Annotated in this window: 25 protein-coding genes; 11 read left to right on the forward strand and 14 right to left on the reverse strand. The window is 70.8% G+C overall.

The genetic code is table 11. The annotated features are described in order from the left end of the window. The first annotated feature begins 4 nt into the window (after nt 1–4). Entirely contained in the window at nt 5–145 is a 141-nt protein-coding gene (locus B7R87_RS22025) for a hypothetical protein (RefSeq protein WP_157997798.1), read from the forward strand. On the opposite strand, the gene glpX is transcribed toward B7R87_RS22025, so the two are convergent. Continuing rightward, nucleotides 112–1143 (reverse strand): class II fructose-bisphosphatase, encoded by a 1032-nt coding sequence (gene glpX, locus B7R87_RS22030; RefSeq protein ID WP_006346858.1) that lies wholly within the window; start codon nt 1141–1143, stop codon nt 112–114. The genes B7R87_RS22025 and glpX overlap by 34 nt on opposite strands. A gap of 115 nt (nt 1144–1258) precedes the next feature. Between glpX and B7R87_RS22035 the strand changes: the two genes are divergently transcribed. Further along, entirely contained in the window at nt 1259–1843 is a 585-nt protein-coding gene (locus B7R87_RS22035) for a DUF4245 domain-containing protein (RefSeq protein WP_187144540.1), read from the forward strand. A 114-nt stretch (nt 1844–1957) separates the two neighbouring features. On the opposite strand, the gene B7R87_RS22040 is transcribed toward B7R87_RS22035, so the two are convergent. From B7R87_RS22040 to B7R87_RS22055, 4 genes are all read right to left on the reverse strand, one after another. Next, complete coding sequence (locus B7R87_RS22040) at nt 1958–2548, reverse strand: malonic semialdehyde reductase (RefSeq protein WP_006346856.1); 591 nt, start codon at nt 2546–2548, stop codon at nt 1958–1960. Nucleotides 2549–2731: 183 nt separating this feature from the next. After that, complete coding sequence (locus B7R87_RS22045) at nt 2732–3022, reverse strand: exodeoxyribonuclease VII small subunit (RefSeq protein ID WP_006346855.1); 291 nt, start codon at nt 3020–3022, stop codon at nt 2732–2734. Between the two features lie 123 nt (nt 3023–3145). Continuing rightward, entirely contained in the window at nt 3146–4351 is a 1206-nt protein-coding gene (gene xseA, locus B7R87_RS22050) for an exodeoxyribonuclease VII large subunit (RefSeq protein WP_040914480.1), read from the reverse strand. A 227-nt stretch (nt 4352–4578) separates the two neighbouring features. Continuing rightward, complete coding sequence (locus B7R87_RS22055; protein WP_130584857.1) at nt 4579–5952, reverse strand: APC family permease; 1374 nt, start codon at nt 5950–5952, stop codon at nt 4579–4581. A gap of 122 nt (nt 5953–6074) precedes the next feature. Here B7R87_RS22055 and B7R87_RS22060 point away from each other — a divergent pair, with 122 nt between their 5' ends. Together B7R87_RS22060 and ppgK are read left to right on the forward strand one after the other, a co-directional pair. Beyond that, on the forward strand, nt 6075–7079 hold the full coding sequence (locus B7R87_RS22060; RefSeq protein ID WP_040914471.1) for a 4-hydroxy-3-methylbut-2-enyl diphosphate reductase: 1005 nt from the start codon (nt 6075–6077) through the stop codon (nt 7077–7079). Between the two features lie 30 nt (nt 7080–7109). Then, a complete protein-coding gene (ppgK, locus tag B7R87_RS22065) occupies nt 7110–7865 on the forward strand; it encodes a polyphosphate--glucose phosphotransferase (RefSeq protein WP_040914468.1) in 756 nt (251 codons plus the stop codon). 45 nt (nt 7866–7910) lie between these two features. Here ppgK and B7R87_RS22070 read toward each other — a convergent pair whose 3' ends face one another. Then, nucleotides 7911–8510 (reverse strand): DUF6542 domain-containing protein, encoded by a 600-nt coding sequence (locus tag B7R87_RS22070; RefSeq protein ID WP_006346849.1) that lies wholly within the window; start codon nt 8508–8510, stop codon nt 7911–7913. A gap of 379 nt (nt 8511–8889) precedes the next feature. Here B7R87_RS22070 and ychF point away from each other — a divergent pair, with 379 nt between their 5' ends. Next, a complete protein-coding gene (gene ychF / locus B7R87_RS22075) occupies nt 8890–9978 on the forward strand; it encodes a redox-regulated ATPase YchF (RefSeq protein ID WP_006346848.1) in 1089 nt (362 codons plus the stop codon). 134 nt (nt 9979–10112) lie between these two features. Here the strand turns inward: ychF and B7R87_RS22080 are convergent, their stop codons facing one another. The 3 genes from B7R87_RS22080 to B7R87_RS22090 all read right to left on the reverse strand — a co-directional run bounded on the left by B7R87_RS22080 (nt 10113) and on the right by B7R87_RS22090 (nt 11078). Then, nucleotides 10113–10376, reverse strand: coding sequence for a type II toxin-antitoxin system RelE family toxin (locus B7R87_RS22080; RefSeq protein WP_006346847.1), 264 nt, complete (start codon nt 10374–10376; stop codon nt 10113–10115). Continuing rightward, nucleotides 10369–10638 carry a type II toxin-antitoxin system Phd/YefM family antitoxin gene (locus tag B7R87_RS22085; protein ID WP_030744248.1) on the reverse strand — a complete coding sequence of 90 codons (270 nt, stop codon included), beginning with the start codon at nt 10636–10638 and terminating at the stop codon, nt 10369–10371. The genes B7R87_RS22080 and B7R87_RS22085 overlap by 8 nt, the downstream gene beginning before the upstream one ends. Nucleotides 10639–10727: 89 nt before the next feature. Next, nucleotides 10728–11078, reverse strand: a complete 351-nt coding sequence (locus B7R87_RS22090) for a DUF4326 domain-containing protein (RefSeq protein ID WP_006346845.1) — start codon at nt 11076–11078, stop codon at nt 10728–10730. 240 nt (nt 11079–11318) lie between these two features. On the opposite strand from B7R87_RS22090, the gene B7R87_RS22095 reads away from it, so the two are divergent. Continuing rightward, nucleotides 11319–12764 carry a DUF4190 domain-containing protein gene (locus B7R87_RS22095; protein WP_130584856.1) on the forward strand — a complete coding sequence of 482 codons (1446 nt, stop codon included), beginning with the start codon at nt 11319–11321 and terminating at the stop codon, nt 12762–12764. Between the two features lie 378 nt (nt 12765–13142). Here the strand turns inward: B7R87_RS22095 and B7R87_RS22100 are convergent, their stop codons facing one another. Next, complete coding sequence (locus tag B7R87_RS22100; RefSeq protein ID WP_040914462.1) at nt 13143–14486, reverse strand: glycoside hydrolase family 18 protein; 1344 nt, start codon at nt 14484–14486, stop codon at nt 13143–13145. Nucleotides 14487–14780: 294 nt separating this feature from the next. On the opposite strand from B7R87_RS22100, the gene B7R87_RS22105 reads away from it, so the two are divergent. The 5 genes from B7R87_RS22105 to B7R87_RS22125 all read left to right on the forward strand — a co-directional run bounded on the left by B7R87_RS22105 (nt 14781) and on the right by B7R87_RS22125 (nt 19975). Further along, nucleotides 14781–15533 carry a GntR family transcriptional regulator gene (locus tag B7R87_RS22105; protein ID WP_006346841.1) on the forward strand — a complete coding sequence of 251 codons (753 nt, stop codon included), beginning with the start codon at nt 14781–14783 and terminating at the stop codon, nt 15531–15533. A gap of 288 nt (nt 15534–15821) precedes the next feature. Continuing rightward, the gene (locus B7R87_RS22110; protein WP_006346840.1) at nt 15822–16001 is read left to right on the forward strand and encodes an SPOR domain-containing protein; all 180 of its coding nucleotides are present in this window, start codon (nt 15822–15824) and stop codon (nt 15999–16001) included. Nucleotides 16002–16027: 26 nt separating this feature from the next. Next, entirely contained in the window at nt 16028–16486 is a 459-nt protein-coding gene (locus B7R87_RS22115; protein ID WP_040914460.1) for a (deoxy)nucleoside triphosphate pyrophosphohydrolase, read from the forward strand. Between the two features lie 135 nt (nt 16487–16621). After that, nucleotides 16622–17038, forward strand: coding sequence for an ATP-binding protein (locus B7R87_RS22120; protein ID WP_006346838.1), 417 nt, complete (start codon nt 16622–16624; stop codon nt 17036–17038). Between the two features lie 147 nt (nt 17039–17185). Then, nucleotides 17186–19975, forward strand: a complete 2790-nt coding sequence (locus B7R87_RS22125; protein ID WP_233168903.1) for a SpoIIE family protein phosphatase — start codon at nt 17186–17188, stop codon at nt 19973–19975. Between the two features lie 59 nt (nt 19976–20034). Here the strand turns inward: B7R87_RS22125 and B7R87_RS22130 are convergent, their stop codons facing one another. The 4 genes from B7R87_RS22130 to B7R87_RS22145 form a co-directional block, all read right to left on the reverse strand. Further along, nucleotides 20035–20748 carry a PspA/IM30 family protein gene (locus B7R87_RS22130; RefSeq protein ID WP_006346836.1) on the reverse strand — a complete coding sequence of 238 codons (714 nt, stop codon included), beginning with the start codon at nt 20746–20748 and terminating at the stop codon, nt 20035–20037. Nucleotides 20749–20951: 203 nt separating this feature from the next. Next, nucleotides 20952–23159 carry a TPM domain-containing protein gene (locus B7R87_RS22135; RefSeq protein WP_130584926.1) on the reverse strand — a complete coding sequence of 736 codons (2208 nt, stop codon included), beginning with the start codon at nt 23157–23159 and terminating at the stop codon, nt 20952–20954. A 328-nt stretch (nt 23160–23487) separates the two neighbouring features. Then, nucleotides 23488–24261, reverse strand: a complete 774-nt coding sequence (locus B7R87_RS22140) for a succinate dehydrogenase/fumarate reductase iron-sulfur subunit (RefSeq protein WP_006346834.1) — start codon at nt 24259–24261, stop codon at nt 23488–23490. Next, nucleotides 24258–26222: a fumarate reductase/succinate dehydrogenase flavoprotein subunit gene (locus B7R87_RS22145; RefSeq protein ID WP_006346833.1), complete on the reverse strand. Its 1965-nt coding sequence runs from the start codon at nt 26220–26222 to the stop codon at nt 24258–24260. The genes B7R87_RS22140 and B7R87_RS22145 overlap by 4 nt, the downstream gene beginning before the upstream one ends.

Consider the following 26222-nt stretch of genomic DNA (forward strand, 5'->3'; position numbering starts at 1 on the left):
CCCCGTGGAATCCACCGGGGCCCGGGCCGGAGCGGCGCTGCCGACGGCCCGTCCCGGGCATCCGCTCTCCGGATGCCCGGACCGTCTCTCCCCGCTGCTGCTGCGCGGCTGCTACTGCGCGCGGTCGAAGTCGATCTGGCTGTAGGCGCGGAGCTTCGACAGCCGGTGCGTGGAGTCGATCTGCCGGATCGTGCCGGACTTGGAGCGCATCACCAGCGACTGGGTGGTCGCGGTCTCGGCGCGGTAGCGCACCCCGCGCAGCAGCTCGCCGTCGGTGATCCCGGTGGCGACGAAGAAGACGTTGTCCCCGCTGACCAGGTCGTCCGTGGTGAGGACCCGGCCGAGGTCGTGGCCCGCATCCAGCGCGCGCTGCCGCTCGGCCTCGTCCTTGGGCCACAGCTTGCCCTGGATGGTGCCGCCCAGGCACTTGATGGCGCAGGCGGTGATGATGCCCTCGGGGGTGCCGCCGATGCCCATCAGCAGGTCGACGCCGGTGCCTTCGCGTACCGCCATGATCGCCCCGGCGACATCGCCGTCGGAGATGAACTTGATCCGGGCGCCGGTCTCCCGGATCTCCTTGACGATGCCTTCGTGGCGCGGCCGGTCCAGGACGACGACCGTGACGTCCTCGGGCGTGCCGCCCTTCGCCCGGGCGACCCGGCGGATGTTGACCGACACGGGCGCGTTGATATCGACGAACTCGGCGGCCTCGGGGCCGGTGACGAGCTTGTCCATGTAGAAGACGGCGGAGGGGTCGAACATCGCGCCCCGGTCGGCGGCCGCGAGGACGGCGATGGCGTTCGGCATGCCCTTGGCGGCCAGCGTCGTACCGTCGATCGGGTCGACCGCGATATCGCACTCCGCACCGGTGCCGTCACCGATCCGCTCCCCGTTGAAGAGCATCGGCGCTTCGTCCTTCTCTCCTTCGCCGATGACGACGACGCCGTTCATCGAGACGGTGTGGACCAGGGTGCGCATGGCCTTGACCGCCGCCCCGTCCGCGCCGTTCTTGTCTCCGCGGCCGACCCAGCGGCCGGCCGCCATCGCGGCGGCCTCGGTGACCCTGACGAGTTCGAGGGCGAGGTTGCGGTCGGGGGCCTCGGGCGAGACCTCCAGATGGGGCGGCAGATTGTGCTCGGTCATCGGAGCGCACCTTTCTGTACGGCGACGGCCGGAAGTGAGGGTGCTTCGACTCTATCCCCAGGCCGACAGAATGAGCAGTGGGGCCCACGTTTGAGCGCGCACCCCTCGTGCAACCATGAGGGGCGTGGCAGGTATGCGAGGCAAACAGACGGTGCGGGACATGGTGCTGTCGATGGCGGTCATCGGGGCCGTCGTCGCGGTGATCTATCTCTTCCTCCCGCACGACGACACCGACCGGACGAAGCCGGTCGACTACCGGATCGAGCTGGTGACGGCGCAGCGGGCGGCGCCGTATCCCGTGATGGCGCCCGAGGGGCTGCCCCAGGGCTGGAAGCCGACGTCCGTGCGGTACGACCGCGACGCGGGCGCCGCCTGGCACCTGGGATTCCTCGACCCCGACCGCGAGTACGTGGCGATCGAGCAGTCCACGCAGGCGTACGGCAAGTATGTGCCGAAGGTCACGCTCAAGGCGGAGAACACCGGCAGGACCCAGCTGGTGAACGGGGTGGCCTGGGAGCGCTGGGCGGGCAAGAAGTACGACGCCCTGGTGCTCCGGGACAAGGGAGTGACCACCGTGGTCACCGGTACGGCTCCGCTGGCGCGGCTGACGGAGATGGCCGAGGCGCTCAAGGGCGGCTCCACCATCCCCAGCACGGCGCCGTCGTGGCCCACGGCCGGCACGGCCGCCCCGCGGTCCTGAGGGACCCGTCCCACCGCAGCGGATACGACAGGCCGCCGCACCCACTCGGGTGCGGCGGCCCTGTCGCATATCCGGGCCGGTCAGCCGGTTTTATCCGGTCAGCCGATCAGCCGGTCAGACGGAGGTGACCACCGCGTCGTAGCCGAGCCGCGGCGAGCGCGGGAAGCCGGACTCCGGGTCGGGGCGGCCGATGTTGACGACCATCAGCGGGGTGTGGTCGCCGTCCAGGAACTCCTTCTGGACGCCCGCGTGGTCGAAGCCGGTCATCGGCCCGGCCGCGAGACCGGCGGCCCGGACCCCGACGATGAAGTACGCGGCCTGGAGCGCGGCGTTCATGCCCGCCGACTGCTCACGGACCGGACGCTCGGCGAAGAAGAGGTCCTTGGCCTGCGGGAAGTGCGGGAGCAGCTCGGGCAGCTCCTCGTGGAACTCGTTGTCGGCGGCGAGGATCGCCACCAGCGGAGCGGCTCCGGTCTTGTCGCGGTTGCCGTCGGACATATGCGGCAGCAGCCTGGCGCGGGCCTCGTCCGAGCGGACGAGGACGATCCGCAGCGGGGTCTGGTTGAAGGCGGTGGGCCCGAACTTGACCAGGTCGTAGATCTCCTGGAGCTGCTCGTCGCTCACCGGCTCCCCGGTGAACGCGTTGGCGGTGCGGGCCTCGCGGAAGAGCAGGTCCTGGGCGGTGCGGTCGATGGCGAGGGTCATGCGGGTGGAACCTTCCGATGTGATCCGTGGGGGAGGTGCGGAGGGTCCAACCGTAACGCAGTAGATTAAATTTCAACCAAATGCTCGACCGGATGGGAATGTGATCGTCCGCATACTCTGCGGAAGGGTCGACCCCGGGCGCGCACAGTGGCCCGCGCTCGCCCGCCGACCCGGCCGACCAGGTCATTCGCCTGCCGGCGGCTCCCCGTCCCCCGCGGCCAGGGCCGCGTCCAGCCGGGCCCGGGCGCCCTCCAGCCAGTGGCGGCAGACCTTCGCCAGCTCCTCGCCGCGCTCCCAGAGCGCCAGCGACTCCTCCAGCGTCGTACCGCCCGCCTCCAGTCGGCGGACGACGTCGATCAGCTCGTCACGGGCCTGCTCATAGCCGAGGGCGGCCCGCTCCGACGCCTCCGCGTCCGCCGCGGCCGGCCCACCGGCCCCGTCGACCCCTTCGGTCCCGTCCGTCTTCGCGGCCATGCGTTCCTCGCGTTCCTTGTCGTTTGTCCGGAGTTCCGGCGTTCTGGTCCTGGTTGAAACGGTCCTGCGGTCCCGGCGGCTCCGCGCACCGGCCCGCGGTCGGCGAGCCCCGGGCGCCGCCTCCTACACGACCCGTACCGACAGCTCGCCCTCGGCCACCCGGGCCCGCAGTTCGTCGCCCTCGGACACCTCGTCCGGCGAGCGCACCACGGCACCGTCCGGCGACTGGAGCACCGCGTACCCCCGCTCCAGGGTCGCGGCGGGGGAGAGCGACACCACCCGGGCCCAGGTGTGCGACAGCTCCGAATCGGCCCGGTCCAGCAGATGGCCGAGCACCCGCCGGGAGCGCGCGGTCAGCGCGTCCAGCTCGGCCGCGCGGTCGTCCACCATCCGCCGGGGGCGCTCCATCGACGGCCGCCCCAGGGTGTGCGCCAGCCCGCGCTCCTCCCGGTCCAGCAGCCCCCGGACCGTACGGAGCGCACGGCTCCGCAACTGCCGCACCCGCTCCAGCTCCTCACCGACGTCCGGTACGACCTTCTTCGCCGCGTCCGTCGGCGTCGACGCCCGCAGATCGGCGACCAGGTCCAGCAGCGGGGAGTCCGGCTCGTGGCCGATGGCCGACACCACCGGCGTACGGCAGTCGGCCACCGTACGCACCAGCCGTTCGTCCGAGAACGGCAGCAGATCCTCCACACTGCCGCCGCCGCGGGCCACCACGATCACATCGACCTCCGGATGGTCGTCCAGCTCCTTGACCGCCCGGACGACCTGTGGCACCGCGTGCACCCCCTGCACGGCCACATTGCGCACCTCGAAACGGACCGCGGGCCACCGCCTGCGGGCCACCTCCAGCACATCCCGCTCCGCCGCCGAGGCCCGGCCGCAGACCAGGCCCACCCGGTGCGGAAGGAACGGGAGGGGCTTCTTCCGCCCCGGCGCGAACAGTCCCTCCGCGCCCAGGGACCGCTTGAGCTGCTCCAGCTTCACCAGCAGCTCGCCCATGCCCACCGGCCGTATCTCCGTCGCCCGCAGTGACAGCTGCCCCCGGGGCGCGTACCACTCGGGCTTGGCGAGCACCACGACCCGCGCGCCCTCCGACACCACATCGGCGACCGCGTCGAAGACCTGGCGGAAACAGGTGACGCCGACCGAGATGTCGTGCGCGGGGTCGCGCAGCGTCAGAAAGACGACGCCCTGACCGGGGCGCCGGGACATCTGGGTGATCTGTCCCTCCACCCACACCGCGCCGAGCCGGTCGATCCAGCCCCCGATCAGCCGCGAGACCTGGCCCACCGGCAGGGGTGCCTCAGGGGACGTGTTGAGAGCCATACGGGGGAGCGTAACGGCCGGGTGTGACAGCGGGCGCCCGTGACATCACCGCGGTGCGCGAAGCCGGTCCCGTACGAACCCGTCCACCCCGTCCGCCCCGTACGACGCCGTTCCGCGACTCTCGTACGGCGCCCGACCCGTACGCGCCCGCCCCGTACGGCGCCCGACCCGTCTCGTACGGCCCCACCTGCACCGCTCCGGTCGGGGCGCCACCCTCGCCCCTCCGGTCACAGCGCCCCCGGCCGCTCCCAGCGCACTGCCAGCACCACCAGCCCCACACCCAGCCACACCACACCCACCACCTGCGCCGCGGTGGCCGCCTCCACCATCACCGCGATCAGGATCGCCGCCCCCACCACGGGCACCACGAGATGCCGCAGCCGGTCCGGCGGCCCCTCCATCCGGCGTACCACGAACCAGCCGACCACACTCGCGTGCAGCAGCACGAACGCCGTCAGCGCCCCGATGTCCACGACCGAGACCAGCTGCTCCAGACCGTTCGGCCTGCGCGCCGCCCACACCGCGGCGACCAGCGAGATCACCGCCGCCACCAGCAGCGCCACCCGCGGTGTCCCCGCACCCGTCCGGGCCAGACCGCGCGGCAGCCGCCGCTCACGGGCCATCGCGAAGAGCAGCCGCCCCGCCGCGGCCTGCGCCGCCAGCGCCGCGAAAGCCGCGCCGATCGCCTTGCTGACCGCGATCAGATCGTGCAGCCAGGCGCCGACGGACGTGTCCACGGCGTCGTAGAAGGCCGTCCCCTGTTTCTCCGGCGCCGCGGCCAGCTCCGCCGACGACAGGGGCTCCAGCAGCGCCACCAGATACGTCTGCACGAAGAACAGCACACCCGCCAGCGCCAGACAGAACAGCACCGCCCGCGCCACCTGCCGGGACCCGCCGGTGACCTCCTCCGCGAAGGAGGCGATCGCGTCGAAGCCCAGATACGACAGCACCGCCACGGACACCGCGCCCAGCACCGCCGTCAGCGAGAAAGTCAGATCGCCCGTGAGCGGCGAGAGCCAGCCGCGCTGTGCCCCGTCCCGTACCAGCACCACCACCGCCGACACCACGAACACCAGCAGCACCACGATCTCCAGCACGAGGACCGCGAAGCCGACCCGCGCCGCGGGCCGTACCCCCCACAGGTTCAGCGCCGTGGTCACCAGCACCGCCAGCACCGTCCAGATCCACCGGTCCACCGACGGGACCAGCGCCTCCATCGCGATGCCCGAGAAGAGGTAGGCGACCGCCGGGATCAGTAGATAGTCGAGCATCGCCATCCAGCCGGCGATGAACCCCGGGCCGGGCCCGAGCCCCTTGGTGGCGTAGGTGAACACCGAACCCGCGCGGGGCGCGACCCGTACCATCTGCGCATAGCTGACGGCCGTGAAGGCCATCGCGATCGTCGCCACCACATAGACGAGGGCCACCGCACCGTGCGAACGGGCGTCGAGAGCGCCGTAGACGCCGACCGGCGCCATGGGGGCGATGAAGAGCAGACCGTAGACGACCAGATCCCGGAACCCGAGAGTCCGCCGCAGCTCGCCGCCCTCCGCACCGACTCGCGACTCCGGAACGTCCGCACCGCTCGCATCCTTCGCCATCGGCCCTCCGTCCTCCCGCGCCCCGCCCCCGCACGGCCGTGGCACCGCCGACGCACGATCGGGAACAGTCTTCCCCCAGGCGGTGATCCTCCGCCTGTTCTGCTCCGCCTTACGATGGGGGCATGACTGCTACGCCTCCAGCCCGTCGCGTCCTCCTCGCCGCCCCCCGTGGCTACTGCGCGGGTGTGGACCGTGCCGTGATCGCCGTCGAGAAGGCCATCGAGCAGTACGGCTCGCCGATCTACGTCCGCCACGAGATCGTCCACAACAAGTACGTCGTCCAGACCCTGGAACGGAAGGGCGCGATCTTCGTCGACGCGACCGCGGAGGTGCCCGAGGGCTCCATCGTGATGTTCTCGGCGCACGGCGTCGCCCCCGTCGTCCACCAGGAGGCCGCCGAGCGCAGGCTCGCGACCATCGACGCGACCTGCCCGCTGGTGACCAAGGTCCACAAGGAAGCCGTCCGGTTCGCCAACGACGACTACGACATCCTCCTCATCGGCCACGAGGGCCACGAGGAGGTCATCGGCACCTCCGGCGAGGCCCCCGACCACATCACGCTGGTCGACGGCCCGGAGGACGTGGCGAACGTGACCGTGCGCGACGAGTCGAAGGTCGTCTGGCTCTCCCAGACCACCCTCTCCGTCGACGAGACCATGGAGACGGTCGACAAGCTGAAGGAGAAGTTCCCCCAGCTGATCTCGCCGCCGAGCGACGACATCTGCTACGCCACGCAGAACCGCCAGATCGCGGTCAAGCAGATGGGCGCGGACGCCGACCTCGTGATCGTCGTCGGCTCCAAGAACTCCTCGAACTCGGTCCGGCTGGTCGAGGTCGCCCTCGGCGCCGGCGCCCGCGACGCCCATCTGGTCGACTTCGCCGAGGAGATCGACGAGGCATGGCTGGATGGCGTGTCGACGGTCGGCCTCACCTCCGGCGCCTCCGTGCCCGACATCCTGGTCGAAGGCGTGCTGGAGTGGCTCGCGCAGCGCGGATTCGAGGACGTGGAGCTGGTGAAGTCGGCGGAGGAGTCGATCACCTTCTCGCTGCCCAAGGAGCTCCGCAAGGACCTTCGGGCCGAAGCGGCGGAGCTGATGGCCCGGGGCGGTGCCACGGCCGCCGGGTGACGTACCGCCACTGCCCGTAACGTGGTCCCCATGAACGTCTTCGGAGTGGACATCGGTGGATCCGGCATCAAGGGCGCGCCCGTCGACCTCGACCGCGGGGACCTGACGCAGGAGCGCTACAAGGTACTGACCCCGCATCCGGCGACGCCCGACGCGGTCGCGGACGGCGTCGCCGAGGTGGTGCGGCACTTCGGCTGGACGGGACCGGTCGGGATCACCTTCCCCGGTGTGGTCACCGGCGGGATCACCCGTACCGCCGCCAATGTCGACAAGGGCTGGATCGGTACGGACGCGGCCGCGCTGCTCGGCTCCCGGCTCGGCGGCAGCGCGGTCACCGTGCTCAACGACGCCGATGCCGCCGGGGTCGCCGAGATGACCTTCGGCGCGGGCAAGGGCCGGAACGGCACGGTGATGATGCTGACCTTCGGTACGGGGATCGGCTCGGCCCTCTTCGTCGACGGACGGCTGGTGCCCAATACCGAGCTGGGCCATCTGGAGCTGCACGGCAGGGACGCCGAGACCCATGCCTCCACCAAGGCCAAGGAGGACGAGGATCTCACCTGGCCGCACTGGGCACGCCGGGTCCAGAAGTATCTGGCCCATGTGGAGATGCTGTTCTCGCCCGGGCTGTTCATCATCGGGGGCGGGGTCAGCCGGAAGGCGGAGAAGTTCCTGCCGCTGATCGAAGGCGTACGGGCGGAGATCGTCCCCGCGCAGCTCCAGAACAACGCGGGAATCGTGGGCGCGGCGATGGCCTGCTCGGCGACGGCTTCGGCCACTCGCTGACGCACCGGGCCCTGCCCGGACCTTCCGTCGCCCGTCCTCCGTCCGCTACCGGCGGCCGGCCGGGGGTGCCCCGGCCGCCGCCCCGGCAGCCGCACGGATCCGGCGCTTGCGGCGGCTCATCTGCCGCACCTTGCGTACGGAGGTGATGACGCCCGCGACCAGGGTGCCGCCGTACAGCCAGCCCGCGTGCACCGCCAGGGCGGTCACCACGGCCATCACCTGGCCGCCGATCCCGCCCTCGCCGCCCGCGATGGGGACGATGCCCGCGGCGAAGGCGATCGGCACGCCGATCGGGGCGGTCACCAGATCGGCCTCGCGGACCCAGAGCGCGGTCAGGGCGCAGACGGGCAGGAAGAGCACCCCGTAGACCACGGCGGACCCGTCGAACAGCAGCCGGTCGACGGACCCGATCAGCACCATGGCGACCAGCGCGAAGAGCCCGGCGCCCAGCCCCGTGAGGCGGGGCGCGGGCAGTCTGCGCAGCAGCTGGGCGAACGGCGGCGCGGGGCGCGCCGGGGGCGCGGGCCGTACTCCGTACAGGACGGGACGGTCGGCGAGGGCGCTCTGCGGGGAGAGCGGACCCTGGGAAGGGGGTGCCTGCGGCCGCTGGCGGCGCTGGGGGTGACTCGTCCTTGGCTGCTCCACCCGAACAACGTAGGTCGGGAGTGGGGAGGAAGTCGGCACAGGACACGCCCTTTGGGTGACCTTGGCGAAGAGTTCGACTCCACCAGCCGCCCCAGAAGGTATATCCCCGACCACCCCTGTCCCCGTCTCCGGCTCGCGCGCCGTCCCGGAGACCCCCGGAGCCGGTCCGCTGCCCTTCGGCGCCCGGGTCCGCGGTCGGCCCGGCGGTGGGCCCGGGGGCCTGCCCGGACCGGGGCCGGGGCCCGCCCCGTACCCGCCGCGTACCCGCCGCGGGCTCGTCACGGCACGGATCGGCCGGACCGTAGACTGGGGGATCAGCCGTACCCGGAGCACGACCTCGGCCGGCCCCTCCCGCTCACCCACCCAGGAAGTCGTCACCGTGTCGCTCACGATCGGAATCGTCGGTCTGCCGAATGTCGGCAAGTCGACCCTGTTCAACGCCCTGACCAAGAACGACGTGCTGGCGGCCAACTACCCGTTCGCCACCATCGAGCCGAACGTCGGTGTGGTCGGGGTCCCGGACGCCCGGCTCGCCAAGCTGGCGGAGATCTTCGGCTCCCAGCGCGTCCTCCCCGCGACGGTCGACTTCGTCGACATCGCGGGCATCGTCCGGGGCGCGAGCGAAGGCGAGGGCCTGGGCAACAAGTTCCTGGCGAACATCCGTGAGTCCGATGCGATCTGCCAGGTCATCCGGGCCTTCAAGGACGAGAACGTCGTCCATGTCGACGGCAAGGTCTCGCCCGCGGACGATATCGAGACGATCAACACCGAGCTGATCCTGGCCGACCTCCAGTCCGTCGAGAAGGCGGTGCCCCGGCTGACGAAGGAGGCCCGCCTCCAGAAGGAGAAGGCCGCGGTCCTCGCCGCCGTCGAGTCGGCGCAGAAGATCCTCGAAGAGGGCCGGACCCTGTTCTCCGCGGGCATCACCAAGGGCACCGAGCAGGGCGACCTCCTCCACGAGCTGCACCTGCTGACAACCAAGCCCTTCCTCTACGTCTTCAACGTCGACGAGGACGAGCTGGTCGACGAGGACTTCAAGAACGAGCAGCGCGCGCTGGTCGCCCCCGCCGAGGCGATCTTCCTCAACGCCAAGATCGAGTCCGAGCTGATCGAACTCGACGACGACGAGGCCCTCGAACTCCTCCAGTCCATGGGCCAGGAGGAGCCCGGCCTCGCCACCCTCGGCCGCGTCGGCTTCGACACCCTGGGCCTCCAGACCTATCTGACGGCAGGCCCCAAGGAGTCCCGCGCCTGGACCATCAAGAAGGGCGCCACCGCCCCCGAGGCCGCCGGAGTCATCCACACCGACTTCCAGAAGGGCTTCATCAAGGCCGAGGTCATCTCCTTCGCCGACCTCGTCGAAACGGGCTCGGTCGCCGAGGCCCGCGCCAAGGGCAAGGCCCGTATGGAGGGCAAGGAGTACGTGATGCAGGACGGCGACGTCGTGGAGTTCCGCTTCAACGTGTAGTCGTTCGCCTACTGCACACCATGTCTTGAGTCGAACGTGCAGGTCGTAAGGGGTCGGACTCTGTCGAGTCCGGCCTCTTCGTCGTCACCGTGCCGGACGGGTACTGGTTGCCGCTGCGTGGTGTTCAGTGGCCATCAGGTGTCGTAGACGGTGGACCGATGTCCCACATGAACGAACCAAACCACCAACTCTCCATTGTCGATCGTGTAGACGACGCGGTAGTCGCCCATCCGCAGGCGTCGGCGGTCCGGCTGGGACACGAGCGCGGTGGTGCTGAAGCCGAGTGGATCGGCCTCCAGTTCGGTCAGCTTGGCCAGGATGCGCAGCGCCATATCGCGGGGGATCTTCCGGAGTTCGGCCTGCGCTTCGGGGCAGAAGACGGTTCGGTACTCACTCACCGCGGGCCAGCGTCTCCCTCATGATGTCCTCGATCGGGATGCCGGGAGCCGGGTTGGCCATGCGCTCGTCGATGATCCGGTTGATCTCGCGCTCTTCCCACTCCTGGTATTTGCGCAGCACCTCGATGGAGACGACGGCGGCGACCTGCTTGCCGCGTCGGGTGATCACGGTGGGCACATCGTCCCGGTCCGCGCGCTCCACGACCTCCGCCAAATGTGCACGCACGTCACGGATGGACTCTATGGGCAGCGGCTGTGTCATGGCTCAAGTGTACCGAGTGTCCCATGTGTACACATGGCGTGGGTTGGATGGCTCGCGTTGATTGGGCCGCCATGCCTTGGTCCCCTGCGTCAGCCCGAGGGGTCCCGCGGCGTTCCGCCGTACCCCGCGTCGGCCAACTCCGCGATGACCTCCGCATGGCACTTCTCGGGGACGCACCAGCAGCCGAGGCGGTGGCCCCGCAGGGGTGGGAGGAGGGCGAGGAGGTCCGGGCGGGAGAGGAGATGGGTGCGGTAGGCGGTCATCACCTCCTCGCGGGTGCCGTCGGGGCCGGGACGGTAGGGGCTCGCGAGGGGTGAGCCCGGAAGATGCCAGCCGCCGCGGTTCATGGGGCGGCCCACATAGACGACGTCCGCGTACTCCGGGTCGTCGCGGTGGCCCTTCAGATTGACCACGGTGGTCTTCGGGCGGGGGCGGTTCATGCACAGGATCCTCCGTGAGGACGGGACGGCGCGCCACGCGAGCGGTAGGCCCGTTGCCGTACCCGGGCCGTAAGGGAATCGTGCCCGGCCTGCTCCCAGCACGCCCCGCTGTATCAACAACCCCGGGATGTTTGTACGATTTCAGACTCCCGCGCTCGATTCCCGCACCCACCGGTCCTGGCCCGTGCCGGAAACCGAACGGGTCCGGCGCGCACCCCTGACGAGGAGAGCAGTACTTCCGTGGACCCATCGCAGCAGCAGCCAGGACCGGAGCGACAGCCGGGCGACCGGACCCCGGAGCCGGGGCCGGGGCCGGGGCCGGGGTCGGGTCACGGGCAGGCGTCCGACCGGTCCGGTGAACCGGCCGCGGCCGAGGACCCCTTCGCCCGGCCCGGCCCGTTCGGGCGGGAGCGGACCGATCGTGCTGCGGGGCCCTCCGAGCCGTCCGGGAACGCGGAGCCGGCCGGGCCCGGTCAGGTGCAGCAGCCGGGGCCCGCCGAACAGCCGACGCAGCCCGGGCAACCGACCCAGCCCGGGCCGCAGGGACAGCCGGCGCAGCCCGGGCCGTTCGCCCCGTTCGGGCAGCCGTACCCGGCGCAGAGCGCTCAGCACCCCGCGTACCACCCGTACCAGCAGTTCCCCGGCTACCCTGCGCCGCCCGCGCCGCCGACGACCAACGGCTTCTCCATCGCGTCGCTCGTCTCCGGCATCGTCTGCTGCATGCCTCCGCTGGGCATGATCCTCGGCGTGGTCGCGCTACGGCAGATCAGGCGCAGAGGCCAGCGCGGCAAGGGCATGGCGATCACGGGCATCGCGCTCTCCGCCGTCTCCACCCTTCTCATCGCGCTGTTCTTCGCCACCGGTGCCGCGAGCGACTTCTGGAAGGAGGTCGAGGAGGCAGCCGACGAGGCGGCGTCCTACCAGACGGTCGGAGACCTGCGGAAGGGCGACTGCTACAACCTCCCCGGCGGAGGGACCAGCGACGGCACGGAGGTGTCGGAGATTCAGGTCGTCGACTGCGCGAAGCCGCACGAGGCCGAGATCACCGGCGGCTTCAAGATCACCGGCTTTGGGAAGTTCCCGGGGGAGAGCGTCCTCGAACCCATCGCCGAGCGCCGCTGCGACGATATCGACACCGCGTATGCGATGGACGCCTGGGCGATCCCGGCCACCATGAGCGGCTACTACTACATCCCGACCAAGGAGAGCTGGAGCACCGGTGACCGCCGGGTCAGCTGCGGCTACGCCACCGAGGGCGGCCGGAAGACGTCCGGGTCCATCCGGCGGGACGCCGGCAACCTCAACACGGACCAGGCCGGCTATCTGACGGCCGAGAACAAGCTGCTGAAGGCCGCTTACGAGGAGCCCGAGAAGGACTTCCCGCAGGCCGTCGCCGGACATCTCGCCTGGGCCAAGGTGACCTCGTCCGCCATGGGCGAGGCATCCGCGGCGCTGCGCGGCCGCACCTGGCCGGGGGTGGTGGCAGCCGCCGTGGAGAAGCGGGCCGGGGAGATCGACAAGGCGCGTGCCGCCTGGAGCAAGGCCGCGACGGCGAAGGACGAGGACACCTTCTGGGAGCACGTGTTCGAGGCGGAAGCCGTTTTGAACGTGAAGACCGAGAAGACCATCCGCCAGGGGCTGAAGCTGTCGACGGCGGAGCCCGTCCAGGACGAGGAGCGGGCCTGACGGACATACCGGCGGACCCGGTCGCACCCCCTGTATGCCCGGTTCCGCGGCGGCCGCGCCGGGACGGCTGCCCGGGGCTCCCGCACAGCCGTGGGTCCGGGCCCTCGCACCCTGAACCCGGTCTGCCGTGCCACCGCGCTCCGTAAGGGATCCCCGCTCCCGCTGGACACAGGTGCCCCCGTTTCCGCCGGAAACGGGGGCACCTGTGTCCATGAGGCCGTTCAGCTGTGCGGTGCCGGGCCGGAACCCCGGGCCGGACCACCGGAGAGCCGGACGGGAAAAGGGGAGGAGACCGGTACCGAGAGCCACCGACAGCCCCCGGACACCGGTCTCCTCCAAGGACGCTTCCCGGCCCCTGCCCGGTCCGCGCCCCGTCCGTCAGCGGCGCGGCAGCCCTCGGGCGACCGTCCGCATCAGCTCGCCGTCCGCGGTGTCCCCGTCGAGGGACCAGAACATCGCGCCGCCCAGGCCCTTGTCACGGATGTACTGGGTCTTGGCCCGCAGCACCGTGGGGTCGTCGTACGTCCACAGGGTGTTGCCGTCGAAGAGCCACGCCTGGCCGTACTTCCGGTAGACCTTGTACTGGCCGGACTCGGCCAGCTTCTTCAGCTCCTTGTAGTCCTCGAAGCCCGCCTGGAACTTGGCCGGGGCGGGCTTCTCGGCGGGCTGCCCCATGCCGTCGCCGCCACCCTGCACACCCGTCCAGCCCTGGCCGTACGCGGGCATGCCGACCACGAGCTTGTGGGCGGGCGCGCCGCGGCGCAGCCAGTCGTTCACGGTCTGGTCGACGCTGAAGTCGTTCTTGGCGTAGAGCGCCGACTGCTGGGCCGTGGTCTTCTCGCCGGACACATGGAAGTCGTAGCCCTGGAGATTGACGAAGTCGAAGTCCTTCATCAGCTTGCGGACCTCGAAGCCGGCGTCGATCTTCGCGGGAGCGGTCGGCACGAACGCGGAGAGCTCGTAGTGCTTCCGCTTGCCGTCCTTCTGCCGCGGCTGGCTCTTGGCGTAGTCGTCGAGCTGCTCGCGGAACTCCCGCACCACCGCGGTGAAGTTCTTCTTGTCCTCGGGGCGGTAGATCGTGTCGTCCTCGCCCGACGAACCGGGCCACTCCCAGTCGAGGTCGATGCCGTCGAAGACGCCCTGGGCCGCCCCGGCCCCGCCGCGCGCGCCGTCCACCGGCAGATTGCCCTTGACATAGATGTCGATGCACGAGCGGACGAACGCCTCGCGCTTCTCCTTCGTGAGCACCGCGTTGGAGAAGTGCGTGGACCAGCTCCAGCCGCCGAGGGAGATCAACACCTTGAGGCCGGGGTGCTTGGCCTTGAGCTCCTTCAGCTCGTTGAAGTTGCCCGCCAGCTTCTGGTCCGGGGCGTCGGTGACACCGTCCACCGAGTCGGCCGCGGGCACGGGGCGCTGGTAGTCGGCCCACGGATCGGCCTCGCCCGCCGGCCCCTGGATCATGCACTTGCCGTCGGGGCTGACGTTCCCGAAGGCGTAGTTGATATGGGTCAGCCTGGCTGCCTGACCGCTGGTGTCCAGGTCCTTGACCTGGAAGTCACGGCCGTAGATGCCCCACTGGGTGAAGTATCCGATGCGCTTGTAGGAACGACGGTCGTCGTCATCGTCGCGATCGCCATGCGCCACAGCGGCGGGTGCGAGCGTTGCGAGAAGCGAGAGGGATGCGGCCGCAACAGCCGTCCGGACAAGGTTTCTTCGACGCATGGGAGCTCATTCCTGTGCGTTGTCCCGGAGCCGGTGGCGCGCGGCGGCGCACACCTGTCCGGGCTCTTCCGTGAACGGGCGTCGTGCAGCACAGGACGCTATTGGTCTGGACCATTAAGGTCAATGGTTTCCCGCGAAACGCTGGTACAGAGGGAAATCGGCCTCCTTCTCCTCGTTGATTCCTTGCCCAGGGTGAAGCTTTGGCCCTTGGTTGCGGTCAACAACCCGCCGTTGTCAGGCTGTTGCCGTCTGTCGCTGTCTGTCCATATGTGCGGATGTGGTTGGGAGTGGTTCGTGGCCATCGGTGAGCAGCCGGCCTATCTTCGCGTGGCGAGCGACCTGCGCCGGAAGATCGTCGACGGCACGCTGCCGCCGCATACCCGTCTCCCTTCCCAGGCCCGGATCCGGAAGGAGTACGGAGTCTCCGACACCGTCGCGCTGGAGGCGCGCAAAGTGCTCATGGCGGAGGGTCTGGTCGAGGGGCGGTCCGGTTCGGGCACCTATGTACGGGAGCGGCCCGTGCCGCGCCGGATCTCCCGCTCCGGCTTCCGGCTGCCCTCCGGTGCCAACCCCTTCCGCCAGGAGCAGACCGCCGTCGGCGCCCAGGGAACCTGGGAGTCCCGCAGTGAGCAGGAGGGGGCGAGCGTCGACATCGCGGCCCGGCTGGGGGTTCCGGTCGGCGCCCGGGTGATGCGCACCCGCTATGTCTTCCGGGAGCAGGGGGAGGCGATGATGCTCTCCACCTCCTGGGAGCCGCTCGACGTCACCGGCCGGACGCCCGTCATGCTGCCGGAGGAGGGGCCGCTCGGCGGCTGCGGGGTGGTCGAGCGGATGGCCGCCATCGACATCGTCGTCGACAACGTGAGCGAGGAGGTCGGCGCCCGGCCGGGGCTGGCCGACGAACTGCTGACGCTGGGGGGTGTGCCGGGTCATGTCGTCATGGTGGTGGCCCGGACCTACTACGCGTCGGGCCGCCCTGTGGAAACCGCGGATATTGTCGTACCGGCGGATCGTTTCCGGGTCGCGTACCACCTGCCCGTAAGGTGACGGTCGCGTTCACCCCTGCCTCATACGGCCCGAGGTGCCCGCGCCCGGCACGGTTACCCGCAGTGCGAAGCGGGCATGGGGACCGTGCGGGATACGGACGGGGGCGGTGCCGTGCCCTGGGCGCAGCGTCCGGCGGCCCGGTGCGACCGAGCCTCTTTCCTATCTCTTTGTGAAAATCCGTATGCGCTGAGTGAAGGTCAGGCGTAGGCTCCGGCATATGCATAATGCGGTTTCCCGGGGACCTTCTCGAACTTCTCAGTCCAGCGGACCCATCGGGGGAGGGGTGCGATGAGCGACGGCAACGCCGCGCTCTCCTGGCTCGTCATACGCCAGGACGACAACGGCAATCGCTACCGCGTCGGACGGTACGCCACCGAGGACGAGGCCCGGAAGATGGTCGACAAGCTCGACGCCAAGGGGCACCGTCAGCTCTATTCGGTGGAGCGGGCCGAGGGCTCCGTGCTCTGACGGCCGACGGAGGTACGCTCCGGCCCATGACGGATCGTGATCGTGTCGTGGTCGCCGGAGCGCTGCTGGACCGGGGGCGGCTGCTGGCCGCGCGCCGCAGCGCCCCCGAGGAGGTCGCCGGGCGCTGGGAGCTGCCCGGAGGCAAGGTGGAGCCGGGCGAGCGCCCCGAGGACGCCCTGGTGCGCGAATTGCGCGAGGAGCTGGGCGTGCTGGCGGAACCCCTGGCCCGCATTCCCGGCGAGTGGCCGCTGAAGCGCGGGTATGTGCTGCGGGTGTGGACCGCCAGACTTCTGTCCGGCGAACCCCGTCCACTGGAGGACCACGACGAACTGCGATGGCTCGGCCCCGACGAGACCGATGACGTGGACTGGCTGGACCAGGACCGCCCGGCAGTCGCCGAGGCCGTACGCCTTCTGCGCGAACACCCGTTCCCCGGCGCGGCCGCCGGGACGCCCGATACCTCGCGTCCGACCGGTCGTCACTGAGCCGTTCGCGTCAAGAATGCTCCTATAAGTTGATAAATAGTCCCCAACATCACAAAACGGGATATCTCCGGGCAGGATTCGGGTATGTGGTGGTTAGCCACCCGAATGGGACGTGGATCTGCTGCGGGTCCGGGAGTGAGCGGCGTGATCGACATCGACGGCGCCTGCGCCGAATGGACCTTTCCGGCGGAGCCCGACGCCGTCCGCTCCGCACGGCACGCCGTCCGGGACACCCTTCGCGACTGGGGCCTGGATCACGGCGTCAGCGATGTGACCGTACTGCTGGTCAGTGAACTGGTCACCAACTCCCTGCGCTACGCCTCCGGCCCCATCGGAGTCCGCCTCGTCTGCCGTGAGCCGGGTGAGAACTCCCCCGCTCTCCGGGTCGAGGTCTCCGACCCCCTGCCCGATCCGCCCGTCGCGCGGACCGCCGCACCGGACGACGAGACCGGACGCGGGTTGCAACTCGTCGCCGGAACCGCCCGCCGCTGGGGTACCAGACGCGGATTGACAGGCAAGACTGTGTGGTTCGAGCTGTCACTTGCTGGTTAAAAGTGTGAAGGGACAACGATCACGGCTCGGACGGCGCAAAATGAACGAGACCGTGCTGTGATCGTGAACGCCGTGTGCGTCGGAGCCGTAGTGCTGAATACTGCGGTCATGGCCGGTCCGGTGCGGTGAGCTGGAGGGGACGGTCGCGTGAGCGAGATATCCGGGACGACGGGCGATGTCGTATGGCAGAGCAGCCCGCCTGGCTCGATATACGACTACATCAGGGCTGCCTCCTTCTCGATAGGCCCCGACGGGCTGGTGGACCAGTGGAGCCGCCGCGCCGTCGACCTCTTCGGTGTCACCGCGTCCGAGGTCCGCGGCAAGGACCCGATAGAGGTCTTCCTCCCGGCCGAACTGCGCCCGCGCGGCCACCGGCAGGTCAAGGAGATACTCGACGGCAAGGAATGGACGGGCCTGGTGCCCTTCCGCACCCCCGGCAGCCCCCGTACCCCCGGGAGCGTCCGGGCCGAGGGCCTCGCCGAGGTCTATGTGATGCCCAGCGAGACGGAGACCGGGGAACGGGCCGCGCTCTGTATCGTCGTCGACGTCCGGGCACTGCGCCGGATAGAGACCGACCTCGCCGCCACCGAGGCGATATTCGGCCAATCACCCTTCGGCTTCCTCCTCTTCGGTACCGATCTGCGCGTACAGCGCGCCAATCAGCGCTTCGCGACCGTCTTCGGCGGCACCGCCGACGACCACCGGGGCCGTACCGTCCACGACTACCTCTCCCGCCCCGAGGCCGACCGGATGACCGCGTCACTGCGCAGGGTCCTCCGGACCGGGGAGCCCGTGATCGACTTCCAGCTCGTCGGCGCACCGCCCCACAGCCCCGAGCGCCGACACTGGTCCATCAACCTCTACCGGGTGCACAGCGGAACGGGCCGGACCATCGGAGTGGCCGGAATCGGCACGGATGTCACCCGCCGCCATGTAGCCGCCCGCGAAGCAGCCAGCGCCCGCCGCAACCTCGCCCTGCTCAACGAGGCGAGCGTCCGCATCGGCAACTCCCTCGACCTGGAAACCACCGCGCGCGAACTGCTCGGCGTCGCCGTCCCCGGCTTCTGCGACCTCGCCTCCGTCGACCTCTACCAATCTCTGCTCAGCGGGGACGACGAGGCCCCCGGCCCCTGGGACGCCTCCGGGGCAGACGGCTCGGGAGGCGCCCTGCGCCGTGTCGCCTTCGCCAGCGCGGTCTCCGACGCTCCGCTGATCACGACCCCGGGCTGCGGTGCCCGCGGTGACACCCCCACCGAAGTCGGCGAGGTCCACCGCTACAGCGCGAACTCGCCCTGCGCCGGTGCCCTGCGCACGGCCCGGGTCCAGCACATCCCCGGCAAGGACGGCAGCCTCGTCCGGTCCACCCTCGCCGTGCCGCTGGTGGCCCACGATTCCGTCGTCGGGCTCGTCCAGTTCTCCCGTACCAAGGGCAGCGAACCCTTCGGCGAACGGGACCGGGCCCTCGCCGTCGAACTCGCCGCCCGGGCCGCGGTCTGCATCGACAACGCCCGCCTCTACCGGCGCGAGCACGAGCGGGCCCTCATCCTCCAGCGCAGCCTCCTCCCCCCGGGCGACCCCGAAGCCGCCGGACTCGACATCGCCTGCCGCTATCTGCCGGGCAACACCGCCACCGAGGTCGGCGGCGACTGGTTCGACGTCATCGAGCTCCCCGGACACCGCACGGCGCTCGTCGTCGGCGATGTCATGGGCCGGGGGCTGCGCGCCGCCGTCGCCATGGGCGAACTGCGCACCGCCGTCCGCACCCTGGCGCTGCTCGACCTCGAACCCGCAGAGGTGCTCTCCGCCCTCGACGAGATCGCCCGGGGACTCGGCGGCCCCAGCGGCACCCAGCAGGGCACCCGAGTGGCCCATAAATCCCGCGAGGCCGATCTCTCCGAGGTCTATCTGGCGACCTGTGTCTACGCCGTCTACGACCCCGTCACCCGACGTTGCACCTTCGCCAACGCCGGACATCTGCCGCCCGTCCTCGTGGAACCCGGCGAGGAGGCGCTGCTGCTCGACGTTCCGCCGGGGATGCCCCTCGGCGTCGGCGGCGAACCCTTCGAGGAGGTCGAGGTCGAACTCCCCGAAGGCGCACTCCTCGCGCTCTACACCGACGGACTCGTCGAATCCCGCGACCACCACCTCGACGAAGGGCTGACCGCCTTCCGCGCAGCCCTGACCGGCCCCACTCTCCTCACGGGCCACAGCAGCCACACCAGTCCCACTGGCCCTCCCACCCCTTCCGGTCCGGCCTCCCCGGGCATGCCCGGCCCCGCCCTGCCCGTCGTACGCCCCCTGCCCTCCCGCAGGCCGGCCCCTCCGGGCCCGGGCCGTCCCGCCGCACCCGCCGTGCCCGCCGCGCCGCGCCTCGTGCCGGAACCAACGGCCCCGACCGTACGCGCCGGGCTGCCGCGGTCGCTGGAGGACATCTGCGACCACGTACTGAACACGCTCGACACCCGCCACGGCGAGGACGACATCGCCCTCCTCATGGCACGGGTCCAGGGCCTGCCCGCCGACGCCGTCGGCGACTGGCAGCTGCCACGCGAGCCCCGGTCCGTGGGCCGTGCCCGCGAACTGACCCGCGACCAACTGCACTCCTGGGGTCTCGGCGCTCTGGTGGACACCGTGGAGCTGCTGGTGAGCGAGCTGGTCACCAACGCGCTGCGCTACGGCGAGGGCGAGATCCGGCTCCGGCTGCTCCGCGACCGCACCCTGGTCTGCGAGGTCTGGGACGGCGGACTTGTCCAGCCCCGCCGCCGCCGGGCCCGGGACACCGACGAGGGCGGCCGCGGCCTCCAGCTCGTCGGGCTGCTCAGCGCCGCCTGGGGCTCTCGCCGCACCCCCCGGGGCAAGACCGTCTGGTTCGAACTCGCCCTTCCGGGAGAGGGGACCGCCGAACCCACCGTGGAGCAGTTGCTGAGCATGTACTGACCCGCGCGGCACCGCACACCCGAGGCTCCCGAGGAGCCGGACCACCGGCCCGGCGACCCTCAGGATGCGGCCTTCAGCGCGGCCAGCCGAGCCTCCACTTCCGCCGTATCGCCCACACCGTCGAGCTGCTCGAACTGGGAGTCCAGGGACGAGGCAGCCAACTCCTGCTTGCCCAGTGCCCGGGCCTCCTCGCGGCGGACCTTGTCCTCGAACCGGCCCAGCTCGCTCGCCGGGTCCAGAACGTCGATGCTCTTGACCGCGTCCAGCATCCGGTTCTGTGCATCCGCGGTGCGGGAACGGGCCACCAGCTCGTCGCGCTTCGCCTGAAGCTGCGAGAACTTCCCCTTCATCTGGTCGAGCCCGGTCTTCAGCTTCTCCACGACCTCCGACTGGGCGGCGATCACCGGTTCGGCGGTCTTCGCCTCCTTCTCGGACTGAAGCTGACGCTGCAGGGCCACCCTCGCCAGCTCGTCGAACCGGTCCGCCTCGGGGCTCTGCCCCGACGTACGCAGCTCGTCCGCTTTCCTGCTCGCCGCCAGCGCCTTCTCGCCCCACTGCGCCGCAGCCGCGAGATCCTCCTGGTGGTCCTGCTCCATCAGCCTCAGATTGCCGATCGTGCCGGCGATCGCCTGCTCCGCGTCGCTGATGTTGTTCGCGTAATCCCTGATCAGCTGGTCGAGCATCTTCTCGGGATCCTCGGCCTGGTCGAGCAGGGCATTGATGTTCGCCTTGGCCAACTGGGTGACCCGGCCGAGGATGGTCTGCTTGGTCATCGCGCTTCTCCTTGTCGGAGCCGAAACCGCTGGGGCGGCCGAGACGGCTGGGGTACGCCGGGAGGACTGGAGGGGTTTGTGGGACTTGAGGAGGGGACAGGACCCGCGGACCCGGAGGACCTGGGGGACCGGGCCGGAGCCGGGGAAGAACGACGAGAGGCCGGCGGGGGAGACCCGGAGGACCCCCGCCCCGGCGGGGCACCTCAGAAGCGACCACCGCCCATCCGCCCCCGGGTGCCCCCGCCGCCGAAGCTGCCCGGCCTCCCTTCGTACCCGCCGCCGAATCCACCGCTCCCGAACCCGCCCCCGAATCCACCACCGGAACCAAGTCCCCCACTCCTTCCCCCACCGAAAAGTCCGCCGAGGAGAATCCCGCCGAGCACCGCTCCGCCGAGACCGCCTCCCGCGCTTCCTGCCCCTGATACACCGCCCGCGCCGAACGGGTTCCCGAATCCGCGGACGTCCTCCTCCGCGAGGCGCTGAGCCTCCCGCGCCAGCGCATCCGCCCGCTGTGCCTCGGCCAGCGCGGCAGGCGCGTCCGCCTGCCCCGTACCCTCACCTCCGCCGGTTCCCGGCACCTCCGCCGCCAGCTGCGCCGAGAGCGTGAGCCGCCGCTGCGCCTCCGCCAGCCTGGTCCGCGCCGGGCTGCCGACCGCACCGCGATGTGTGGTGATGTAGTCGGCCGCGGCCTCGACGGCGGCCCGGGCGCCGAGCGTCGCCTGACCGAGGAGCGACCGCGCCCGCCGCGCCGAGTCCTCGTCGGCCCGCGCCCCCGCCAGCGCCTCGTCCAGCGCGGCGTCCGCCTCCTCCACCCGCCGCAGCGCGTCGATGGGGTCGTAGTGCCCGGTCTCCATCTCGTGTCGGACCTCGGCCGCCACGCTCCTGGCCCGTGCCGTCCGCCCCCGCAGCCCGGCCGCCGACTCCCCGGGTGCCGTACCGTCGAGGACGCCCTGCGCCTCCGCCAGGTCGCTGTCCGTCTCCGTGAGTGCGCCCGGCAGTGCGCCGACCGCCTCCGCCAGCTCCCGGGCCCGCCGGTCCACGGCCTCGATCAGCCGGTCCGCCTGCGCCAGCGCGCCCTCCGCGGCCCGGATCTGCACGGCGGCCGTGGCGTTCTCGCCTGCGGTGAGCGCGGTCCGGGCCCGGTCGACGGCGGTCTTGGCGAACACCAGCCGGTCCCCGGCCGCCGCCGCGTCGCCCGCCACGGGGGCCGATGCGGAGGGGGCGTACCGCTCCCGCATCACCGACAGCGCGGCGTCCGTAGAAAGGAGCCGCCCGTTCAGTTCGGCGAAACGTTCCTCGGCAGTCCGCAGCGCCTCCGGAGCGTTGCGTTCCAGATCGCGCAGCCGGTCGAAGTCCTCCGACTCGGAGTCCAGCCTCCGGTCGGCGTCCGTGCAGCGACTGAGAATCTCCTCCAGCATCCGGCGCCGGGTGGCCTCGTCCTCGGGATGGGCGTCGTCGAGTTGCTGCCGTATCCGGAACGCCGCGGTCAGCTCGCTCCTGGCGTACGCGACGGCGGCGGCGAAGGGTTCCGCCGCAGCCTCGCCGAACTGGGCAGTGGCGAAGCCCAGCTCCTCCTGGCTGGTGCGCAGCGCGTCGTCGGTCTCCACGAGCAGTTGCCGGGCTCGTGCGTCCAGTTCGGCCGTCGTGGGGCCGGCCGCCGTATCGGGACCGCTGCTCCATCCGGCCCGGCCGCCCTGGGGGGTGGTACGGGTGGCGGTACGGCGCCTGCGGCGGGCGGCGGCGTACGCGGCGGCTCCACCGACGGCGATCGCGACTCCCACCGGCAGCACCAGGTCACCGGCGCCCGTCCCGGCGGGGGCGGTGCCCGGATCGGGGTCGCCCGGGGCGATCGTGGGCGTCGGTACGGGCCGGCCCGCGAGGGCCGCTGCATAGCCGTCCGCGGCACCGACGGCGGCACCCGCCCAGTCGTGTTCCCGCAGCGGCGGCACGATCGCGGTCCGGGCGACCTCCGCCAGCCGGGCATCGGTGAGCGGTGACGCGGCCGCTGCCCAGTAGGCGTACTGGCGGTCGTGGGTGGCGACGGCGAGGAGGAGGTCGTCGGTGCCGAGTCCGTTGCGGCGAGCGGTGGCATCGGCCCATTCCTGGGCGGTACGGCCGGAGAAGTCACGGACGTAGACGACGAAGAGCTGAACGCGTTCGGCGGCGTACAGCCGGTCGAGTGCCCGGACGACCTCGGCACGGCGGTCGCCCAGCGCGCCGACCCGGTCGGTGATCTGCCCGTCGCGGGCGAGAGTGACGGGGTCCTCGGCCGGGGGCGCGGGCAGAGCGGGCCCGGCCGCCGCTCTCGGGGCCGCGGGGTGGGGGGCGGCCGTCGCGGAGGGTACGAGCGGTGGGCTCGCCCAAGCGGCCGCCAGCAGCACAGAGAGGGCGAGCCCGGCGGGTATTCGCATCACATGGGGAGGTTATGTCCCTATTTTTTCTGGCGCGACCTGGCGAGAACTCGCCAAAGGGGTGTCACGCAGAGTAATGGGAGGCATTCTTTCGATACGAGGTCGGGCCCGGTTCCCATGGCCGGAGGGGACCGGTGCCCGCGCCGCGTGCCGCACCTTGACATCTGCACAGAGAGAAACCCGAGAGGCCCCGGAGCGGGCCCGGGGCCCGGCCGGGAACCGGGTTCGCGAGGTGGTGTGCCCGGGCGCCGGGGCCACCGCTTCGCGAACCCGGCCCGGTGGTACGGAGCCGGGGCGGGGCTGCCTTGGGGCGGGTTCAGGAGATGACCTAGGAGCCCTCCCTGCGCCGGATCTTGTTGCCGAGCCACACCAGCGGGTCGTACTTGCGGTCGACGGCGCGCTCCTTCAGCGGGATCAGGGCGTTGTCCGTGATGCGGATGCCCTCGGGGCAGACTTCCGTACAGCATTTGGTGATGTTGCAGTAGCCCAGTCCGTGCTCCTCCTGAGCGGTCTTCTTGCGGTCGAGGCCCGCTTCCTCGGCCGAGTCCAGCGGGTGCATGTCCAGTTCGGCGACCCGCATCAGGAAGCGCGGCCCGGCGAACGCCGTCTTGTTCTCCTCGTGGTCACGGACCACATGACAGGTGTCCTGGCAGAGGAAGCACTCGATGCACTTGCGGAACTCCTGCGAGCGGTCCACATCGACCTGCTGCATCCGGTACTCGCCCGGGGCGACCCCCCGCGGTGGTACGAAGGACGGCACCTCCCTCGCCTTGGTGTAGTTGAAGGAGACGTCGGTCACCAGATCACGCGTCACGGGAAAGGCGCGCAGAGGTGTGACGGTGATCGTCTCGTCGCGGGAGAAGACGGACATCCGGGTCATGCACATCAGCCGGGGGCGGCCGTTGATCTCCGCACTGCAGGAGCCGCACTTGCCGGCCTTGCAGTTCCAGCGGACCGCGAGATCGGGTGCCTGGGTGGCCTGGAGGCGGTGGACGATGTCGAGGACGACCTCGCCGTCGTGGACCTCCACGGAGTAGTCCCGCAGTTCGCCGCCTTCCTGATCGCCCCGCCACACCCTGAAGCTGGCCTGGTACGCACTCACTCGTGGAGCTCCTCTTCGGTGAGGTACTTGACCAGCTCCTCCTTCTCGAACAGGGCGAGCAGGTCGGGTCGGATGGGGTCGGTCGTCCTGCGCTGCAGACCGATCCGGCCGGCGGCGGTGCCGGTGTCCGTGCGGGTGGCGGTGTCCGCGGTGGTGTCTGCGGCTCCGTCCGTGTCCGCGGAGCCGGTCAGTCGGCAGTGCAGATTGATACGGCGCCACTCCTGCTCCATGGCGGGGCGGTCCTCGCGGGTGTGGCCGCCGCGGCTCTCGGTGCGTTCCAGGGCGGCGCGGGCGATGCACTCACTGACGAGGAGCATGTTCCGCAGGTCGAGGGCGAGGTGCCAGCCGGGGTTGAACTGCCGGTGGCCCTCGACGCCGACCCGGCCGGCCCGGTCGGCGAGCCGGGCCAGCTGCTCCAGCGCCTGCTTCATCTCGCCTTCCCGGCGGATGATGCCGACCAGGTCGTTCATGGTCTGCTGGAGTTCCTGATGGAGGGTGTACGGATTCTCCGGCGGACCGCCGTCGGGAGCCCCCGAGGCGCCGAAGGGACGCAGCGCCTCCGCCGCCGCGGCGTCGATCCGGGATTCGTCCACGGTGGGCAGCGGGTCGCTCTCCCGGGAGTAGCGGGCCGCGTGGAGTCCCGCGCGGCGGCCGAAGACGAGGAGGTCGGAGAGTGAGTTGCCGCCGAGCCGGTTGGAGCCGTGCATCCCGCCCGCGACCTCACCGGCGGCGAAGAGCCCGGGCACCCCTACCGCGGCCGCGGTGTCGGAGTCGACGGCCACGCCGCCCATCACATAGTGGCAGGTGGGGCCGACCTCCATCGGTTCGGCGGTGATGTCGACGTCCGCCAGCTCCTTGAACTGGTGATACATCGACGGCAGCCTTCGGCGGATGACCTCGGCGGGCATCCGGGTGGAGACGTCGAGGAAGACGCCCCCGGCGGGCGAACCCCGGCCCGCCTTGACCTCGGCATTGATGGCGCGGGCTACCTCGTCGCGGGGGAGCAGCTCGGGTGGACGGCGGTTGTGGTCGGGGTCGTCGTACCAGCGGTCGGCCTCGTCCTCCGACTTGGCGTACTTCTCCTTGAAGACCTCCGGGATGTAGTCGAACATGAACCGTTTGCCTTCGGAGTTGCGCAGTACCCCGCCGTCGCCGCGGACGGATTCGGTGACCAGGATGCCCTTGACGGAGGGCGGCCAGACCATTCCCGTCGGATGGAACTGGATGAACTCCATGTTGAGCAGGGGAGCGCCCGCGAGGAGGGCGAGGGCGTGTCCGTCGCCGGTGTACTCCCACGAGTTGGAGGTGACCTTGAAGGACTTGCCGATACCGCCGGTGGCGAGGACGACCGAGGGTGCCTCGATCACGAAGAACCGGCCCGACTCCCGTGCGTAGCAGAAGACCCCCGCGACCCGGTCGCCGTCTTTGAGGATGCGGGTGACCGTGCACTCCTGGAAGATCTTCAACCGGGATTCGTAGTCGCCGGTGGCGGCTTCGTCCTCCTGCTGGAGCGAGACGATCTTCTGCTGGAGGGTGCGGATCAGCTCCAGCCCGGTCCGGTCGCCGACATGGGCCAGCCTGGGGTATTCGTGGCCGCCGAAGTTGCGCTGGGAGATTCGGCCGTCGGCGGTCCGGTCGAAGAGGGCGCCCCAGGTCTCCAGCTCCCAGACCCGGGCCGGTGCCTCCTGGGCGTGCAGCTCCGCCATCCGCCACTGGTTGAGGAACTTTCCGCCCCGCATGGTGTCCCGGAAGTGCACCTGCCAGTTGTCTCCGGCGTTGACATTGCCCATCGAGGCGGCGATGCCGCCCTCCGCCATCACCGTATGGGCCTTGCCGAAGAGCGACTTGCAGATCACCGCGGTGCGGGCGCCGCGTTCCCGGGCCTCTACGGCGGCGCGCAGACCGGCACCCCCCGCACCGATGACGACGACGTCCCACTGCTGGCGTTCGAGTTGCGTCAT

The sequence above is a fragment of the Streptomyces tsukubensis genome (genome assembly GCF_003932715.1).
Lineage (GTDB): Bacteria > Actinomycetota > Actinomycetes > Streptomycetales > Streptomycetaceae > Streptomyces > Streptomyces tsukubensis.